Annotated in this window: 21 protein-coding genes; 11 read left to right on the top strand and 10 right to left on the bottom strand. The window is 43.7% G+C overall.

What is annotated here, in order from left to right:
- Positions 1 to 19: 19 nt before the first annotated feature.
- A complete protein-coding gene (locus NFS34_RS03430; protein ID WP_251358485.1) occupies positions 20 to 964 on the top strand; it encodes an aminodeoxychorismate/anthranilate synthase component II in 945 nt (314 codons plus the stop codon).
- A 307-nt stretch (positions 965 to 1,271) separates the two neighbouring features.
- Here NFS34_RS03430 and crp read toward each other — a convergent pair whose 3' ends face one another.
- Positions 1,272 to 1,907 (bottom strand): cAMP-activated global transcriptional regulator CRP, encoded by a 636-nt coding sequence (gene crp, locus NFS34_RS03425; protein ID WP_251358484.1) that lies wholly within the window; start codon positions 1,905 to 1,907, stop codon positions 1,272 to 1,274.
- 130 nt (positions 1,908 to 2,037) lie between these two features.
- Between crp and NFS34_RS03420 the strand changes: the two genes are divergently transcribed.
- The 4 genes from NFS34_RS03420 (at position 2,038) to NFS34_RS03405 (ending at position 3,909) form a co-directional block, all read left to right on the top strand.
- Positions 2,038 to 2,436, top strand: a complete 399-nt coding sequence (locus tag NFS34_RS03420) for an OsmC family protein (RefSeq protein WP_251360289.1) — start codon at positions 2,038 to 2,040, stop codon at positions 2,434 to 2,436.
- 137 nt (positions 2,437 to 2,573) lie between these two features.
- On the top strand, positions 2,574 to 2,978 hold the full coding sequence (locus tag NFS34_RS03415; RefSeq protein ID WP_251358483.1) for a VOC family protein: 405 nt from the start codon (positions 2,574 to 2,576) through the stop codon (positions 2,976 to 2,978).
- Between the two features lie 66 nt (positions 2,979 to 3,044).
- Complete coding sequence (locus NFS34_RS03410) at positions 3,045 to 3,215, top strand: hypothetical protein (RefSeq protein ID WP_251358482.1); 171 nt, start codon at positions 3,045 to 3,047, stop codon at positions 3,213 to 3,215.
- 64 nt (positions 3,216 to 3,279) lie between these two features.
- A complete protein-coding gene (locus tag NFS34_RS03405) occupies positions 3,280 to 3,909 on the top strand; it encodes a hypothetical protein (RefSeq protein ID WP_251358481.1) in 630 nt (209 codons plus the stop codon).
- Positions 3,910 to 3,934: 25 nt separating this feature from the next.
- On the opposite strand, the gene aroE is transcribed toward NFS34_RS03405, so the two are convergent.
- A complete protein-coding gene (gene aroE, locus NFS34_RS03400) occupies positions 3,935 to 4,735 on the bottom strand; it encodes a shikimate dehydrogenase (RefSeq protein ID WP_251358480.1) in 801 nt (266 codons plus the stop codon).
- A 3-nt stretch (positions 4,736 to 4,738) separates the two neighbouring features.
- A complete protein-coding gene (locus tag NFS34_RS03395; RefSeq protein ID WP_251358479.1) occupies positions 4,739 to 6,106 on the bottom strand; it encodes a Na+/H+ antiporter NhaC family protein in 1,368 nt (455 codons plus the stop codon).
- 93 nt (positions 6,107 to 6,199) lie between these two features.
- On the opposite strand from NFS34_RS03395, the gene NFS34_RS03390 reads away from it, so the two are divergent.
- Positions 6,200 to 6,439, top strand: coding sequence for a YheV family putative zinc ribbon protein (locus tag NFS34_RS03390; RefSeq protein WP_251358478.1), 240 nt, complete (start codon positions 6,200 to 6,202; stop codon positions 6,437 to 6,439).
- 11 nt (positions 6,440 to 6,450) lie between these two features.
- Here the strand turns inward: NFS34_RS03390 and NFS34_RS03385 are convergent, their stop codons facing one another.
- The 7 genes from NFS34_RS03385 to cyaY all read right to left on the bottom strand — a co-directional run bounded on the left by NFS34_RS03385 (position 6,451) and on the right by cyaY (position 13,688).
- Positions 6,451 to 7,638 (bottom strand): heme biosynthesis HemY N-terminal domain-containing protein, encoded by a 1,188-nt coding sequence (locus NFS34_RS03385; RefSeq protein WP_251358477.1) that lies wholly within the window; start codon positions 7,636 to 7,638, stop codon positions 6,451 to 6,453.
- Entirely contained in the window at positions 7,635 to 9,734 is a 2,100-nt protein-coding gene (locus NFS34_RS03380) for a uroporphyrinogen-III C-methyltransferase (protein WP_251358476.1), read from the bottom strand. Before NFS34_RS03380 ends, NFS34_RS03385 begins: the two co-directional genes overlap by 4 nt.
- Positions 9,727 to 10,695 (bottom strand): hydroxymethylbilane synthase, encoded by a 969-nt coding sequence (gene hemC / locus NFS34_RS03375; protein ID WP_251358475.1) that lies wholly within the window; start codon positions 10,693 to 10,695, stop codon positions 9,727 to 9,729. The genes NFS34_RS03380 and hemC overlap by 8 nt, the downstream gene beginning before the upstream one ends.
- 112 nt (positions 10,696 to 10,807) lie before the next feature.
- Positions 10,808 to 11,503 (bottom strand): LytTR family DNA-binding domain-containing protein, encoded by a 696-nt coding sequence (locus NFS34_RS03370; protein ID WP_251358474.1) that lies wholly within the window; start codon positions 11,501 to 11,503, stop codon positions 10,808 to 10,810.
- A 21-nt stretch (positions 11,504 to 11,524) separates the two neighbouring features.
- Positions 11,525 to 12,553 carry a sensor histidine kinase gene (locus NFS34_RS03365; protein ID WP_251358473.1) on the bottom strand — a complete coding sequence of 343 codons (1,029 nt, stop codon included), beginning with the start codon at positions 12,551 to 12,553 and terminating at the stop codon, positions 11,525 to 11,527.
- A gap of 71 nt (positions 12,554 to 12,624) precedes the next feature.
- Positions 12,625 to 13,302: an alpha/beta hydrolase gene (locus tag NFS34_RS03360; RefSeq protein WP_251358472.1), complete on the bottom strand. Its 678-nt coding sequence runs from the start codon at positions 13,300 to 13,302 to the stop codon at positions 12,625 to 12,627.
- Positions 13,303 to 13,346: 44 nt separating this feature from the next.
- Positions 13,347 to 13,688, bottom strand: coding sequence for an iron donor protein CyaY (gene cyaY, locus NFS34_RS03355; protein ID WP_251358471.1), 342 nt, complete (start codon positions 13,686 to 13,688; stop codon positions 13,347 to 13,349).
- 131 nt (positions 13,689 to 13,819) lie between these two features.
- On the opposite strand from cyaY, the gene NFS34_RS03350 reads away from it, so the two are divergent.
- Genes NFS34_RS03350 through NFS34_RS03330 form a run of 5 tightly spaced genes read left to right on the top strand, consistent with a single transcriptional unit; the run spans position 13,820 to position 17,142 of the window.
- Entirely contained in the window at positions 13,820 to 14,017 is a 198-nt protein-coding gene (locus tag NFS34_RS03350) for a lipoprotein (protein WP_251358470.1), read from the top strand.
- Positions 14,001 to 14,843 (top strand): diaminopimelate epimerase, encoded by an 843-nt coding sequence (gene dapF / locus NFS34_RS03345; protein ID WP_376707930.1) that lies wholly within the window; start codon positions 14,001 to 14,003, stop codon positions 14,841 to 14,843. Before NFS34_RS03350 ends, dapF begins: the two co-directional genes overlap by 17 nt.
- Positions 14,840 to 15,517, top strand: coding sequence for a DUF484 family protein (locus NFS34_RS03340; RefSeq protein WP_251358469.1), 678 nt, complete (start codon positions 14,840 to 14,842; stop codon positions 15,515 to 15,517). The genes dapF and NFS34_RS03340 overlap by 4 nt, the downstream gene beginning before the upstream one ends.
- Before the next feature lie 24 nt (positions 15,518 to 15,541).
- Positions 15,542 to 16,495 carry a tyrosine recombinase XerC gene (gene xerC / locus NFS34_RS03335; protein WP_251358468.1) on the top strand — a complete coding sequence of 318 codons (954 nt, stop codon included), beginning with the start codon at positions 15,542 to 15,544 and terminating at the stop codon, positions 16,493 to 16,495.
- The gene (locus tag NFS34_RS03330) at positions 16,492 to 17,142 is read left to right on the top strand and encodes an HAD-IA family hydrolase (protein WP_251358467.1); all 651 of its coding nucleotides are present in this window, start codon (positions 16,492 to 16,494) and stop codon (positions 17,140 to 17,142) included. The genes xerC and NFS34_RS03330 overlap by 4 nt, the downstream gene beginning before the upstream one ends.
- Positions 17,143 to 17,146 lie beyond the last annotated feature (4 nt).

The following is a 17,146-nucleotide window of genomic DNA, read 5'->3' as shown; positions in this document are numbered from 1 at the left end:
TAGCAGCCAGTATTAAGTTATGAGAAAGGTCGTATGGTTGCTAGCGGTGGTAATGAGCTTTGGCCTGGCAGCTCATTATTTCAATGACCAATCGGCCATTGATCAGTGCCTTGACCAAGGCGGCAGCTTTAATTATCAAACGGACTTTTGCTCTTTTAAGGAAAATTATCAAGATTCGCAAAGTTTTGTCGCTAATCATATTCCTTTATTTTTGCTCTGGTTGTTTAGTGCAGTGGCGGCAATTGGTAGCTTGGTCTTGGGAATTGTGAAAACCCCAGTAGAGTTTGAGCAAAGCCTAAAAAGAAAATTGGCTATGCCCGACGAGAAAGCGGATTCTAAAGTAAAAAAGCGCCTCTTGATGATCGATAATTATGACTCTTTTACCTATAACTTGGTGCAGTATTTTGGTGAAGTTGGTCTTGAAATGGCACAAGGATCATACCAACAAACGGCTTTAGAGATTATTGTTAAGCGCAATGATGAAGTGACTATTGAACAAATCGAGGCTTTAGATCCTGACTATATTGTTATTTCACCCGGTCCGTGCACTCCTTATGAATCGGGGCTTTCGCTAGAAGTGATAGCTCACTTCGGGTCTAAAAAGCCAATCTTTGGAGTTTGTTTAGGGCACCAAGCCATGGCGCAGGCTTATGGCGGCGAGGTGCGCAAAGCTGAAAAGGTCATGCATGGAAAAGCTTCCGATATTTACCATACTGGCAAAGGCGTCTTTACCGGGCTGCCTAATCCGTTCAAAGCCACCCGCTATCATTCCCTGATTGTCAAAGCTGATACTTTACCAAGTGAATTTGAAGTGACTGCTTGGACGCAAGATGATACGGGTGAATTAGAGTACATTATGGGTATTCGGCATAAGCAATTAGCGATGCAAGGCGTTCAATTCCATCCCGAATCGATTCTTTCTGAGTATGGACACCAAATCTTGCGAAATTTCTTAAACGGGTAAAATTAGCTTTTTATGTAAAGTAATGATGTAGAGAGGGATCTTCTATGCAGAGTACCAAAAATCTTTTTCTATTTAGCTTAGCACATCAAAAGTAACTCGCCGAGAGGTAAAACATTTGTTACTTTGGTTAAGATCGTGTAATTGATGATAGATTGCAGCACTTATGGGCAGCTCTTTAGCAAAAGGGAAATAAAAAAAGCCTGAGATTAACTCAGGCTTTTTCTTTAATCATTATCGCGAAAGCGGGGGGCTAGAGTTGATAGCAATTATCATGAGATCCCAAGTCTAGTTTGGGATGGTTTCAAGGTCATCTAGCTCCAAAAATCACCATAGTCTTACCCTTAACATGAATATGACCTTGTTCTTCCAGTGCTTTCAACACCCGTCCAACCATTTCCCGTGAACAACCGACAATGCGGCTGAGTTCTTGGCGGGTAATTTTGATTTGCATGCCATCCGGGTGAGTCATAGCATCAGGCTCTTTGGCCAATTCCAATAAGGCGTGGGCTACGCGTCCAGTAACATCAAGGAATGCTAAGTCTCCAACCTTGCGACTGGTTTTACGCAAACGTGTCGCCAATTGGGTAGATAATTTAAATAAAATATCAGGGTTTTCTTTAAATACCTGACGGAAACGTTCATAACTGATTTCAGCCACTTCACATTCAGTTTTGGTGCGCACCCAAGCGGTGCGGTCATGTTCGTCGGAAAAGAGTCCCATTTCGCCAAAAAAGTCGCCTGGGTTAAGGTAAGCCAAGACTAATTCGCGTCCTTCATCGTCTTCTATGAGGACTGAAACCGAGCCTTCGAGCAAGAAATATAAGGTGTTGGACGAATCACCAGCATAGATCAAGGTGCTTTTTGCCGGAAAGCGCCTTCTCTGACAATTATCTAAAAAGCTGAGAATAGTCTCATCTTGCGCCAAATGAAAAGGTAATGGCATCTAGTGTTCCTTAAATTAGATTTCTGCCTTAGATACTAATCTTCTACCTGACCAAAAGCAAATTTCCGATTACACTATAAGCTTAGATATAATAACTGCATCACAAAACAACGAATTGGTGGTGAATAAGATGAAAGTAACGGTGGATTGGTTAGAAGGCTTGAATTTTGTTGGCGCAAATAGCAAAGGCCAGCGAGTGAAGTTTGGCGGTGAAGGCGATTATGTCTCAGCAATGGAAAATTTGCTGATGTCGGTAGGTTCTTGTGCCTCGATTGACGTGGTAATGATTTTGGAAAAAGCGCGCCAGAAAGTAACGGCTTGTCGCTGTAAACTCGAAGGTGCTAGAGCTGACGAACCGCCAAGACGTTTTACCAGCTTGAACTTACACTTTGTCATAGCGGGAAGCGACTTGTCGATTAAACATGTCACTAAAGCAATTGATTTGTCAGTGGAGAAATATTGCTCAGTAATGCATTCTTTGGATAAAGAAATGCCAGTGACTACCAGCTTTGAAATTGTTCCCGTTTGATTGCTCTAGTCATTACGAGGAGTGAAACGACGCGGTAATCTCGTTTTAATATAAAGTTTAAGGGATTGTGTCGCTATGCTCGCAATGACGTTTGATAAACAATAAGACAAAAGTAGTAAGTTAAAAAAGGTAAGAAATTGAAAAGACCAGCTAATCATTTAGGCATGCGCCATCTGGCGTTATTTGTAGAAAAGTTTGAAGCAACCGAGCATTTTTATGTAGAGCTTTTGGGCATGCAAGTCGAATGGCGTCCCGACGAAGATAATGTCTATTTAACCTCAAAAGGCCATGACAATCTAGCACTGCATCGTAAGCAGCCAGAACTGGATACTTCAGGAGGACAAAAACTCGATCATCTCGGTTTTATTATGAACACCGCCGAAGAAGTGTATGAGTGGTATGAATTTTTAAAAACCAATGCAGTGAAAATTTTTACTAAGCCAAGACTGCATCGTGATGGGGCGACTAGTTTTTATTGTAGTGACCCAGACGGAAATCGAGTGCAGATGATTCACCATCCACCAATAAAAATTGTGAACTAGCTTAAATAATCAAATATGCTATTGTCACAGTTAAGTGACTAATCAATAAAAATCTAGGAGAAAGGTATGAAGCTGAAGAAACTATTAATAACTGCCACTATAGCTCTAGGTATTATGGCATCAACTGCTTTTGCAGGAACCTGTATTTTCTATGAGGATGGTACATATGAATGTTGGGTTTGTGATGACAATGGAGAGAATTGTAAAAAACATGAAGGTAAATGGAAAGAAAAATAGCTTAATAATGAAGTTGACGGGGACAATCCCGTCAACTCAATAACATAACAATTAAGGAAGGAAAATGAAAATCAAAGCAATTACTGGCATTTCTTTATTAATCATAGTAACGGTATTTCTTCTAATAAATAAGAATGAAACGACACAATTACCTGTAAGGGTTGAACATGATGATGTAGTAGAAACTAGAACAAACTTCGATTATGAAAACTCATGGAAAAATAGTGATGTGCTCGCCTCTAATCTAGAAAATAAAGAATTAGAGAAAAGTAAGGGGGCTTCTCTTAATCCGAAAGATGTTGAGCATGTGGCCGAAGCACTGCTTTCTGATTTATACACGGACGAAGAAGTGAGCTCATCGGTTGGTAGTGTTGTAGACAACTTTAATAAAGCAAATACAACCACCAAAAGTATCCAACATACAGCAGAGATTAATAACCACATATATGAAAAAGGGATATATGATGTTTTATTAGAAAAGAATGTTTTTTTCTCGAATGTTGAGTGCCGAGATAAAATATGCAAATTAAGCTTTAGAGTCGATGAAGAAAATGGAAATATAGAAAGTCGCATACCAAAAATGCAGTTAATAGGAGCACAACTTGGCACCATGGAATTACTTAAAGGTAAGAAAGAGGTTGTTACAAATGATTTTCAAAATAGAGGTATGGAATACTACTTCTATTCTGAGTAAAATCTAGCTTTCGAGGCATGCCATTCTATTGTGGGCTGCGATCAAGTAGCCTTTCTTGGCGAATTATTGACGCATCAGGATGTTTTCCCGTCCAAAGGCCAAAAGATTCGGCGCCTTGCTCGATCAGCATTCCAAGACCATTGATTTGTTGGGTGGTGAATTGTTTGGCGTGAGCTAAGAATTTTTCGGCTTTGTCGCCATAGTTTAGATCGTAGGCCTTAGCGTTTAAGTCAAAGTAAATATCGTTAAGATACTGTTCGCCATTCTTGCTAACCGAGTTAACCACTAGATCGATATAATTTTCTTTATCATAAACTTTAATATGACCAAGATGTGATAAATCGTCGGCTAGTTGCTGGGCTTTAGATTCGGTTCTATTAATCAAATAGACTTCAAAGGCATCCAATAATAATGCCGAAGCAATACAACGAGCGACACCGCCGGCGCCGAGCAAGACGGCTCTTTTGTTATTAAATTCCAGTTGCTTGTTATAGAGATCTTTTAAGAATCCCATACCGTCGGTGCTATCGCCTAAAATGCCTTCTTTGGTCATAACGAGAGTATTTACGCTATTGGCATCTTCGGCGCGTTGGGTAATGATATCGGCATAGTCGAGCGCGGCGAGTTTAAAAGGTGCAGTGACGTTTAAGCCTTTGCCACCGGACTCAAAAAAATCGTTTAGGACGCGATTAAAGCCTTTTTGCGTGGCACAAATTTTGCCGTAGCTAATATCAAGCTTAAATTGCTGGGCAAATTGCTGGTGCAGTTGCGGCGATAAGCTGTGCGAGATGGGATTACCAATAACGCCGTATCGTAAAGCTTTCATAAATTACCCTAAAAATCCTGCGATCAGGTAAAGCACAATGGTAATGGTGCCACCAAACAAGGCGTAAGGTAACTGGGTTTTAACGTGTTCCAGCAGATCACAACCTGCGGCCAACGAAGAAATTACTGTGGTATCGGAGATGGGGGAAGCATGATCGCCAAACACGGCGCCACCGAGCACAGCTCCGAGCAATAGGCTAGGGTCGATGCCTAAATTAAGGGCGATGGGCATGGCAATTGGAATTAAGATGCCGAAAGTTCCCCACGAGGTTCCGGTGGTGAAGGCGATAAAGCCCGCTAAGACAAAAATCAGTGCTGGAATCGACCAGTTGGGTAGCCATTCGCCAATGGCACTAGCAACAAATTCGCCTGTGCCAAGCGCTTTCATGGATGAAGAAAGGGCAAAGGCGAGTAGCACTAAAGACACTAGTGGCAATAGATTGCCCATGCCTTTGAAGGATTCTTCGATCAGTTCGTTGGTGTTGCGTTTGCCATCGAACCTTAACATGATAAAACACAGTGCGATGGATAGGATCACCGACCATAAGACCGCTTGCGAACCTGAGCCATTGCGAATATCGCCATCGCCAGTGAAATACATGAAGATGATAATGCTGGCGACCATAAACAGTAGCGGCACCACCATATAGCGTTTTTTGGTGGCGGCTTCCATCTTAAGCGGTGGCTGCTCCACGGCAATGCTTTCAGAGTGTTTCATGGGGCCATAAACTTTAGTCGACAGTACCGTATAGAACACAATCACTAAAGTAATAAGGGCATAAAAATTTAAGGGAATACTGCCAATGACAACCGAGTTGGCGTTGGCCACGTCGCTTTTCATAACCTCGGCTAAAATCGCTGCGCCCCAGCCGTTGAGCAAAATTAAAACACTAATCGGCGCGCAAGTAGAGTCGATAATATAAGCAAGACGAGCGCGGCTCATTTTAAATTTGTCGAACAAGCTTTGTGAAGACACGCCCGCGGTTAAAACGCTCATGTTAGTATCGATAAAAATTGAGGAGCCCAAAATGGCGGGCAATAAACCTGCTTTGCGTTGATTGTCTACATAGCGTTTTCGAGTTAACCATTCTACAAAAGCGCTGACGCCACCGGAAATTTTAATCAGTTGGATTAAGGCGCCAATTAACAAACTGAACATTAGCACTCGGGTTGAATAGCTGCTTTGGAAAACGCCAACCACACGCTCTACCATTTGACTAAAGGCGCTGACTGGGTTGCCGGAAACTAAGATTAACTCGGCGCAAAAAATAGCGGCAACCAATGCCAAAATAACTTGGCGTTTCCAGATAGCAAGGATAATTGCTAAAATGGGCGGTAATATGGTGAGCCAAGTACTGCTAAGTTCAGACATGTGGGCTACTGGACCTAAAATTATCGTAAGTTAATCGTCCGTAAACCTTAAAGCAAAGCCATTGGAAATACAATCAGCCTGAAGCAGGAAACTATGTCCTTAAGAAAACAATTTATCGCAGGAGCGCGTTGCCCTAAATGCAGTGCGATGGATTCGTTGGTGTTTTATCGGGAAGAAGATGTAAAAGGAAATAGTGTGCGCCATATTCCGGTGCGTGAATGTGTGGATTGTGGTTTTAAGGAGCGCTTGACGGACGATGAAACTGTCGCCGATAAGCAAGTAAAAAAAGGGCAGCCAAAAGCTACCCTTAACATAAAAATCAAACAGCTTTAGCCTTAAGTCAATTAAGGTGGTGTTAACACCTGTAACGCTAATCCTTTTTGATAGGCTTCTTGCGCATTGATAGGATGCCCTAAGTGTTCAAAAGCTTTAGCCAAGTAGAAGTAGGCTTCGGAACTAGGTTTGATCGCTAAGCTTTGCTCAAGATAGTTTTTTGCTTTGCCCCAAATTTGGTGATTCAGTGACAGCTTGCCTAAGGTATTTAGTAGAACCGTATCGTTCGGATGGGATTTGAGCCATTGCTCTGCAGTTGCCAGTTGCTTGCCGGTATCTTGATTTTCTAGTTGTCCGTACAAGGCTACTAATTCATTATTCCAGTCGCGTTTTAAAGTCTGCCGGATTTGTGATTCAGACAACTCGTCTTGTTGATATCGGTGTAGACTACGGCAATAGATACTGTTGAGCTGGCTGTCTTTCGTGAGCGACTTTGGCATTTGTTGCCATAGAGATTCGATTTTATCCAAGCCTTTATCGGCGGCCCGGAGCAAGCGCTGTTGCCAAACATCATGTTCAAATTCGGCAAATTCTGGCTCGTCTAAAACCCGATGCTTTTTTAGTTTGGGCAACAATTCGATTAAGGATTTCCAGTCTGCAACCTTGGTATAGACGGTTTTTAGCAGGGTCAATACAAAGGGATGGTTTGGATTAATGCTGCGAAGGTGGCTTAAACCAGCTAGCGCACTTTCATATTCTGAATTTTCGATTTGCAATTCAACTTGGGTTAAGCCAACCGCCATTTGCGCATCTGGTTCGGACTGGACGGCAAGTTTTAAAAAGTGATCACGTTTATTCACATCGCTTTGTTTTTGCGCCGCGCGCGCCGCGCCTAAATAGTTAATCAGCTTGGTGTCATTGGTCACAGCACTTTTTGCTAAAAGGTTTTCCGCCGTTTGCCAGTGGCCTTCGGATAAGGCAATCATGCCATCAATAGTTTGTTGGCGCGCTTTGCTGCCTTTTCGGCCGCCGAACCAGCCTAAAGTTTTATCGGTGCCTTTGAGTAAATAACGGATCAGAAGCCAACCAAACCAAATTAATAGGAAAGCGACCATTAACACAGTCACTGCGAAATAATTTTGAAATTCAATCGCGGTTTTATCGAATAAAATATAGGTTGAGCCTTTAATATTACGAATAAAGGGTACTGAGAGTAGGCCAATAAAAAGCCCGATGATGACATACCAACGTAGCTTCATTCTTGATCTCCGTCGTTTGTTTCGGGTTTCTTATCTTCGAGTCGTTTAATGGAATCTTGGATTTTTTGATCGATATCACCAGTATGGTTATCGTTAGCCAATACATCCTCTTCTTCTGACTCATCTGCGGCTGCGGCAAGCTTGTTGCTGTTATTAGCAGTTTCAACTTGTTCGGATTGTAGCCATTGATTAAGTTGGCGCTGCTGACTTTGTTTAATAAAACTTAAAGATTCGATCTTATTGGGTAAGCTTATTGCTACTTTGGCCTGAGATAATTGTTTTAAATTTTCTAACAGAGTTTTTGAAGTTGAATCGCTGCGATAGTATTCGTTGACCCATATGGATAACTCTTTGAGCGCTTTATCGTATGCCGTTTGTTGGTGTCTGAGCGCGGCTAGTTGCGCCATCTGTATATTAAGACGCAGATTTTGCTCCAGTAGATCGGCTTGCTGCGGATTAATAAAAGGTTTGACCGATTGATCATAGTGATGAATTTTGTAGTAATCGCTAAAAGTATTGCGCACATTGGTTTTAAAGGTTTGCCAAGCGCTAGGAGCGGTCGCCGCTACTTCCGGTTCAGTTTGTTCAGAGAAGCTACCCAATTGCACGCTGGCTAAAGTTAATTGGGGCAGTAGCAGTTCTACAGCATCGAGTTTCACTAAAATGGTATCGATATCCAATGGGGCAACACTTTTGATCTGTGCAATATCCTTGCTGATGGCGCGTCTTAGACTTAATAAGTTGGAGTCGCCTACGGATAATAGTTGCTGGTCGGCAGCTTCTAATAAAGCAACAATTGAATCAGTGTCGTCGGAATAATGCAGTTTTTGTGCTGCTTGGCGAATTAAGTACTCTGCTTCAGCGATTTGCCAGTTGGTGGATTGAGTTTCTATATCGGCAGTTAATGATTGAAATTTTCGTTGGCTGGCGATCAGCTGTTGTTGCAATAGCTCTATTTGTTGCTCTAATTCAGTTCTTTGTTGTGCGGCCTGAGTGTGTTGTTGACTAAGGCTGTTGCGCAACTGACTAAGCTGCTGGCTTTGCGATTGTTGTGATTTTTCAAGTTCTACTAGTCGAGAATTGTCTTGTTGTACTGCCTGCATGGCTTGCCATTGTTGCCACAGCCAAAAGCCGCCGTAAGCAAGCGCAGCAATGACAATAAGCGCTAGTAGCCACTTTAAAGGTGAGGACTTTTTCTGAGGAGGTTCGGAAGCAACTTCTTGCTCTTCAATCTCTAAAGCTTCGATCAATTCGTCGGCTTGGTTTTCGGATTCGCTCATAGTCGCTCTCTGTAATTCTAGTGGTTGATCTGCGTGTCGCTCACGCTCTTGTTGTTTAAGTTGTTGCTGGCGCCATGCAAATGCTGCTTCTAGCAAGTCTTGGTTACTGGCACTAGCCGCAGTATAACAATTTGTGAGCCCCAATTGTTGTGCTTTATCCCTTATTCTGTCGCTTGCACAGAGGTATGCAAAGTCATGTTTTGAAGATTTTGCAGAATTTTGCAGCTGAGCAGTTTCTTTTCTTGCCAGCTGCTCTGTGACCAAACTTAAAACTTGCTCGCTGGTGATAAGTATAGCTTTGGGCGCAGCCAATTTAGGGAACTCTTGGGCGACTACCAGTCGTTGATAGACTTCTAATACGGCTAAAGAATAGTTCTCAGGCAATTTTTGCTCGAGTAGCTTGCGCCCCTGATTACCGCGAACTAAAGCAATTTTCTGCTCTGGCTCGGCCAGTTTTGCAACCAGCGCTAAAATACCTTCGCTATTCGCGGTTGCGGGTATCTGTGCTTCAATGCCTGCTGTTGCTAGTGCTTGCTGGGTGGCTTGGCCAACGGCAATAATGGGCTTTTGTTTCAGTAGAGCTATGGTTTCTTGAGGATCATGGGAAGCAGCATCAAGAAAAAAGTTAACCGCTTGTTGGCTGATAAAAATCACCAGATCGGCCTCGCTAGCCAAGTCAGAATCAAATTCTTTGGGGGCAAAATCGATTAGGGGGGTAGCATAGGCGCTAAAGTCATTCGCGCTAAAAAGCTGTTCCGCCTGCGAAGCGTAGGGCTCGGGCCGAGTAATAAGAATGGAGAAATTGCGGTTACTCATGACTACTGTCAGTAGTTGTTTGCTCAGTAGTTGCGAGATAAGACTGCATTAAGTTTTTGGCGCCTTGTTCGAGCAATTGGTGCGCTACTTGATTGCCTATCTTTAGCGCATCTTTTTTATCGCCATTCGCTGCGGCGGTAATGATAATTTGATCGCGACCACCCACTAAAGCCTTGAGCGAAAGTCGCTCTTCTTGCGTTTTATCAATAGTCGCAAAGGCGGCGACTGGTACTTGGCAGCTAGCTTGCAAGGTTTCCGTAATGCACCGCTCGGCTGCTACTCTGAGCTGAGTATCCTTATCGATTAATGGTGCTAATAAGTCATCCAGCTCAGGTTCATTGGTACGAGCTTCAATACCAACGGCTCCTTGCCCTGGCGCTGGCAACATTTGCTCTGGCGAGATAGCGCTACTGATCCGCTCGCTTAGGCCTAAGCGTTTAAGGCCAGCGCTAGCTAAAATGATAGCGTCGTATTCTTCATTATCCAGTTTCGATAAGCGAGTTCCGACATTGCCGCGCAAATCCTTGATTTCAAGATCGGGTCTAAACCGAAGTAGTTGAACTTTGCGGCGCATACTGGAAGTGCCAACCACCGCTCCGACGGGTAATTCTGCTAAATCTTGATAGCGATTAGAGACGAAAGCGTCGGTCGGATCTTCGCGCTCACAAATAACTTTAAGCTCTAAACCTTGTGGAAAGCGATAGGGAACATCTTTCATGGAATGAACTGCTATGTCTGCCTTATCGTCGAGCATTGCTTGCTCTAATTCTTTTACGAATAAACCTTTACCGCCAATTTTAGTTAAGGGCGTGCCTAAAATTTTATCGCCTTGAGTGGTCATGGGAACCAGCACCACCGATAAGTCTGGATAAAGTTGTTGTAGACGCGATTGTACATATCCTGCTTGCCATAGTGCGAGCGGGCTCTGGCGAGTGGCGATTCGTAGTTGCTTGATTGGCATGAAGCTTGTTGGACTGATTTTTAGTAGTAAAGTTAAGCGGATTTTAGCACAGTTTCAACCGAGCTTGACACTAAGGTTTGATACCGAGGTTTGATGGAAGAGTCTAATGCGATTAACGACTAAAAAATTTGCGTACTTCAGCTTGATGACGGCGACTGACTTCGGGAGTTTTGTCGGTATCATTCAGGGTTACAAACATACCACTTTTGTGCTGCTCAAAGCCTTTGAGAAAGTTTCGGTTAACCAAAGTCGAGCGATGGATTCTTAAAAAATAGCCGGAAAAATTCTGCTCAAACTCCTTGAGGCTGTCGGAAGTGAGATAGCTAGTATGACTAAGGTATACCTCGGTATATTTCTGGTCAGCGTGCAAGAAGATAATGTCATTTAGGGCAATCTTTCGGGTAGTTTTGGCATCCTTAATCACAATAAATGCGTCTTCTTTGGGTTCCGGCAATACCTTTTTTATGGCTTCAAGTAGCCGCTCACGGCGGATCGGTTTGAGCAGATAATCGCTAGCGCTAACGTCAAAAGCATCCAGTGCGTATTCGTCAAAAGCGGTGGTGAAGATAATTTTAGCAGTGTTAGCTTGTTGCCGCAGCGTTTCCGCTAGTTGAATTCCGCTCATGCTGGGCATGGAAATATCAAGAAAAATAAGTTGCGGCTGATGTTTTGCAATCATTGCTAAAGCTGCATCGGCGCTATCGGCTTCACCAATCAGATCAATCGCTTGGATCGGATTGATCAGACGAGTCAGTCGCTCTCTGGCTGGCTGTTCATCGTCAACTATAAGCGCGCTGATTTTTGTCATCAAGACTCCCTTTGAGAGTGATTACTCAAACTCCAAAGCCTGCCGCTTTGGAATTTTGATTCGACAATAAAAGCTATCATTGGAGCTATGATAGCTCAAGTGGGCGCGTCCTTGATAGAGCACCTCAAGCCGTTGGCGAATATTGCGCAGTGCCAACGAATTGCCTTTGTGTAAACTGGCTTGCGTGGTCGGTAGCGGATTGGTCACTTCCAGTTGCACATGGTTTTTGGCGCTGACACCGGTAATGAGGATCTCGCCGCCAGCTTGTCGATGTTGGACGCCATGATAGACCGCATTTTCGATTATCGGCTGGAGTAATAAAGGTGGGAAAGGCAATTCTGGCGCAATGGTGTCAGTTTGCCATTGGTATTGCAGCTTGTCGCCTAGACGCTGTTTTTCCAGCTTAAGGTATTGCTCGCACAGTTGCTGTTCTTCGGCAAAAGGGATCAGTTTGTCGGCCCTTTGCATACTGGCGCGGAAAATATCCGCCAGATCGAGAATGGATTCTTCGGTCTTATCAGGATCGATAGTCGCCATATTGGCTAGCGTATTTAAGCTATTAAACAGAAAGTGGGGGCGAATGCGCGACTGCAGCGCTTGCACTCGAGCCTCAGCTTCTGATTGGATTTGCAGTAACGATTGTTGCTGTAAAAAGTAATAGCGAAAGAAAACGCCGCTGACAATCAAGGCAATAGCGCCATTGCGCAGCAAAAAATCCAATGTGATGGTTTGATCCAAGTACCATTGCAGCAAAAGACTAAAGATAATGCTAATGCTGGTGGTGATAAGCACTGCTAAGTTAGAAAAGCGTCGCAGCGTCATTTGCCCAAAATAGCGCTTGATAAAGCACAGGATGCCAACACTAGACACGGCCGTCCAGAGGTTAAACAGGGCAAAGGACGAAAAGCTGAGCCAATAATTGCTGCGCCAGTTTGTACCTAAAAAGGCCATCAGTGCGGCAAGCAGCAGGCTGGCTATTATGGTTAAATAAAGAATACTGGCTCGACAAAAGTCTGGCAGCTCAGCCATTTGTGGCATTTCATGCTTCATAAGCTAATAGTGGCTTAAATCAACAAAAAATGCCAATAAAATCAAACCATTGGCTACTAAGTTACAATAATTTAAGCCAGCTGTTGTTGCAGATATTGGCTAATGGCTTGGATTTCTTCAGCACAGACCGCATGCGGCATCGGGTAGTCCTGCCATAGGATCTGGTAGCCGTTATCGGCCAAGGTTTTAGCGCTTATTTGGGCTCTTTGTATCGGTACCACCGGATCTTGCGAACCGTGTGCCATAAAAATAGCAGTTTCAAGATTGGCGCTGGTCATCTCTTGAGCGAGTTTATCGGCTTGAGTCAGGTAGGTGGAGAGAGCAATAATGCCACCAATTTTGAAAGTTAGTCGAGTGGCTAAATGCAAAGCTACAGCGCCGCCTTGAGAAAAACCAGCCAAGATTATCTTTTCAGGCGCAATGCCCGCGTCTAACTCTGCTTGTAGCAAAGCCATCACTTGTCCAGCAGATTTTTGCACCCCATCGCCATCTTCGCGCTGGGATAGATCGGCATTGCGGATATCGTACCAAGCACGCATCGGATAGCCATTGTTAATAGTTACGGGCATTACTGGTGCATGAGGAAAGATAAACTTGATCCCGAGCTCGGTGGGTAATTTCAGCTCTGGCACTATCGGCTTAAAGTCATTGCCATCAGCTCCAAGGCCGTGCAGCCAAATAACACTGGCTTGGTGGGTGCTTTGTGGTGCGATAATCTCGCAGGGTAGTAGTTCGCTGGTATCAGTCATAGCAATAATTAGGGTTAGAGGATTTTGTTTTGGGTATCGGCAACCTATATTTCGATAACAATATGCGCTTCGACCCCCGTTTGCTCGGTAAAAACCCGATTAAATAGGATATCGAGCGGTTCGCCATCGCGATCGGTTTGCCATTGGTTGATCGCTGGGTTCCAATCTAAATGATAGCCACCACTTTTTGCCGCCAGCCAAAGCTGTTGGAGTGGCGCTTGTTGATTTAAGATCAATTTACCACCAGCACCAAGGCTGATGGTTAGGATCCCACCACCAGTTTCGTAATCGATATCCATATCGGTTTCTTGGATCATGGTTTCCATCGCTTCTTCAATGGCTAATAAGGTGGCTTCAATTTTTTGGTGGTATTCGTGGCTGTTCATTGGCTCAGTCTATAATTCTGGGGCTAAAGGTTGTAACTTGAAGGCGCTACTAGGGGTGAATTGTAAACTTATCTTGCAGATAAAGCCAAGCTCATGCAAGATAACGGCAATAAAGATTGTGTTCGAACATCATGAAAAAATCATCCGTTAGAGTCTTCGGAACTTTAGTTTTGTTGGCCATCCTAGTTAGTGGTTGCGGCCAGAAGGGCCCTTTGCGTCATCCGGCTCCAGAGCCAGAGCAAAGTGGTTTGTCGGTAGCTGTCTCTAAATCGGCAGCTGTGCCTTTGTTAGCCCCAACCGAAGGGGGCTTTGATGCTGCTGCACTTTAGTAAGATGCATGGGCTGGGCAATGATTTTATGGTGGTTGATGGCATCAATCAGCCTGTTTACCTAAACAAGGCTCAGATCGCTCGCTTGAGTCATCGCAATTTTGGGATTGGTTTTGATCAGCTATTGTTGATCGAGCCGCCGCAACATCCCGCAGCAGATTTCCATTTCAGGATTTTCAATGCTGATGGAAGCGAAGCGGGTCATTGCGGTAATGGCGCTCGCTGTGTGGCTAAATACGTTAGGCAGCGGGGCTTAAGTTGGAAAAAAGAACTATCTTTATCGACTAATACGGCGATGATGCAGGCGCTGCTAGAAGATAGCGGTTTGATCACCATCAATATGGGAGCGCCGCGCTTTGAGCCTGAGCAGATCCCTTTGCGTTATGCACAAAAGTCGACTAATTATGGGTTAGAAGCTGCAGGCATTCGATACCAAGTGGGCGCTTTGTCGATGGGCAATCCGCACTGCGTTATTAAGGTGGACAATTTAGAAACCTTTAATGTCGAAAAAGTTGGGCAGGCGATGAGTGAGCACAGTTATTTTCCGCAGCAAGCCAATGTAGGCTTTATGCAGATCGTGGATCGTGAACATATTAAATTGCGGGTTTATGAGAGGGGGGTAGGCGAAACGCTGGCTTGTGGCACTGGAGCTTGTGCTGCGATGGTGGTGAGTCGACTAAATCAATTAACCGAAAAGAAAGTGAAAGTTACCCTGCCAGGTGGTAATTTGTGGATTGAATGGCATGGTCAAAGCAACCAAGATCAAAATAATGTGTCTATGACCGGTTCAGCCAAATGGGTATATGAAGGGCAAATAGAACTATGAATTCAAAACTACGACAGCCGCGTAACGGCATCATTGAAGAAAAGATCGTTGAATATTTAAAACAAAATCCTGATTTTTTTCATGACCATGATGAATTGCTGCACAGTATGCGTTTGCATCATAATGTTTATGGTTCTGTATCATTGGTTGAAAAGCAAATTTTGAACTTGCGAGAGCGCCAACAAAAATTAAACGCGCAGCTAGAAGTCATGCTTAAAACCGCGACTGAAAATAGCCAATTGTTATTAAAAGCCACTGGCTTAACGGTGGCTTTAATTGAAGCTCGCTCGGAGCAAGAATTGGTGGATAATTTATTAGCGCAACTTAACGATAAATTCGCTATTGATACTAGTCGTATTTGGTTGTTTGATCCCAGTGGTACTTTAAATCATGTTAACTATGGTGATCTTTACACCATTCAGCAATTAACGGAACAAAAATTTATTACTGAAGAGCCAGTGTGTGGTCGCGTTACAGATAGTACCGCGCAACTTTTTGATGGCGATAGAAATATTCAGTCTTACGCGCTTATTCCGCTAGGTGAAGGAGCAGAGCTGGGCGTGCTGGTATTGGGTAGTAAGGATGCTAATTTATTTACTGCCGACATGGGGACTTTATTTTTACGCTTGATTGGTGATGTAACCCAATCCTGTTTGGGTAAATATTACAGTTAATGGGTATTAATAAGCGATGACAGTATGCAACAACACATAAAGGCTTATCTCGATTACCTAAGTCATCAAAAGTTGTATTCAGAGCATACCGTTAGCAGCTATCAACGCTGTTTAAATAGATTTCAAGACTACTGTCAGCGCTATCAGCTGGACAATTATTCGATGATATTAGGGCAGCAGATCCGAATGTTTGTTGCCGAGCAAAATCGTCAAGGAAAATCCGCCACCAGTATTGCCCAGTCATTAAGTGCAGTGCGTCAATTTTTTGATTACTTGGTCGCGCACAAATTGGCTAAGTCGAACCCTGCTAAGGGTATTCGTGCGCCAAAAAAGCCGAAACGGTTGCCCAAAAATATTGACGTTGACTCCTTAACTCAGTTTTTAGATCGAATACCCACAGACGAGCCGTTACAACAGCGGGATAAAGCGATCATGGAGTTGTTTTACAGTTCGGGCATTCGGTTGAGTGAGTTAGTGGGGATCGATCTGCCGGATATGGATCTGGCCAACCAAGAACTGCGAGTATTGGGTAAAGGTAATAAGCAGCGGCAAGTGCCGATTGGAACTGCTGCTATTGAGGCGATTAAGGTTTGGCTCAAGGCACGCAGCTTGTTGCTCAAAGATCCGCAAGAATTGGCCTTATTTTTAAATAAAAATGGCAAGCGCCTATCGCAACGCGGAATACAAATGCGCTTAACCCACTGGGGTAAAGTATTAGGTCTGAATGACAAGCTGCATCCACACAAGCTACGCCATTCTTGCGCGACTCATGTTCTAGAGTCTTCCAGTGATTTGCGTGCGGTACAAGAATTATTAGGCCATGTCAGTATCGCCACCACCCAAGTGTACACCCATTTAGACTTTCAACATTTAGCTAAAACTTACGATGCGGCGCACCCGCGAGCCCATAAGAAAGCAACTGCCAAGAAGCAGAATCCTGAATCCTTAAAAGCTACTAAAGAGAAAAACAAAAAGTGACCGACATCAAGTCCATAGCTTGGGATCAAATTAAAATCATCAGTTTTGATCTGGACGATACGCTTTGGGACAATCGCGGCGTTATAGAAACCTGCCAACAGGCTTTGTTCGATTATTTATCTGAGCAGCACCCACCAATTAAAGAGCGCTTTTCTATTGATGCGATGGAATCTATCGCGCAGCAACTGCAACTATCGAACCAAAACTTCGATAATATGACCTTATTGCGTAAAGCAGTGATCAAACAAATGCTAATAGACACTGACGGTGATTTGGCCTTAATTAATCCGGCTTTTGCAATTTTTTATCATTGGCGCAATCAAATTCAAGTACCGAAAATTAGCCGGCAGGTTTTGCAAACACTGACAAAAAAATACACCCTAGTGGCAACTTCAAACGGTAATTCAAATTTGCATCAAGTCGGTCTAGCGAAATATTTTGATCAACATTTGATCGCCGGAATTCATGGGCAGGCTAAACCTTCGCCAGAAATGCTCAATTATCTAGTCGCTCATTACCAAATTAATACCAATCAGTTAGTGCATATTGGCGATAGTTTTGAAACAGATATTTTAAGCGCCAAAGCGGCTAAGGTGCCGCATTTGGAACTTAACTTTGAGCAAATCGGCGTCTTACACTCGATTTGATTTT

Source organism: Kangiella sp. TOML190 (assembly GCF_023706045.1).
Classification (GTDB): Bacteria; Pseudomonadota; Gammaproteobacteria; order Enterobacterales; family Kangiellaceae; genus Kangiella.
Note: the sequence above shows the minus strand (reverse complement) of the source record. Positions and strands in the feature narration are given on the sequence as shown.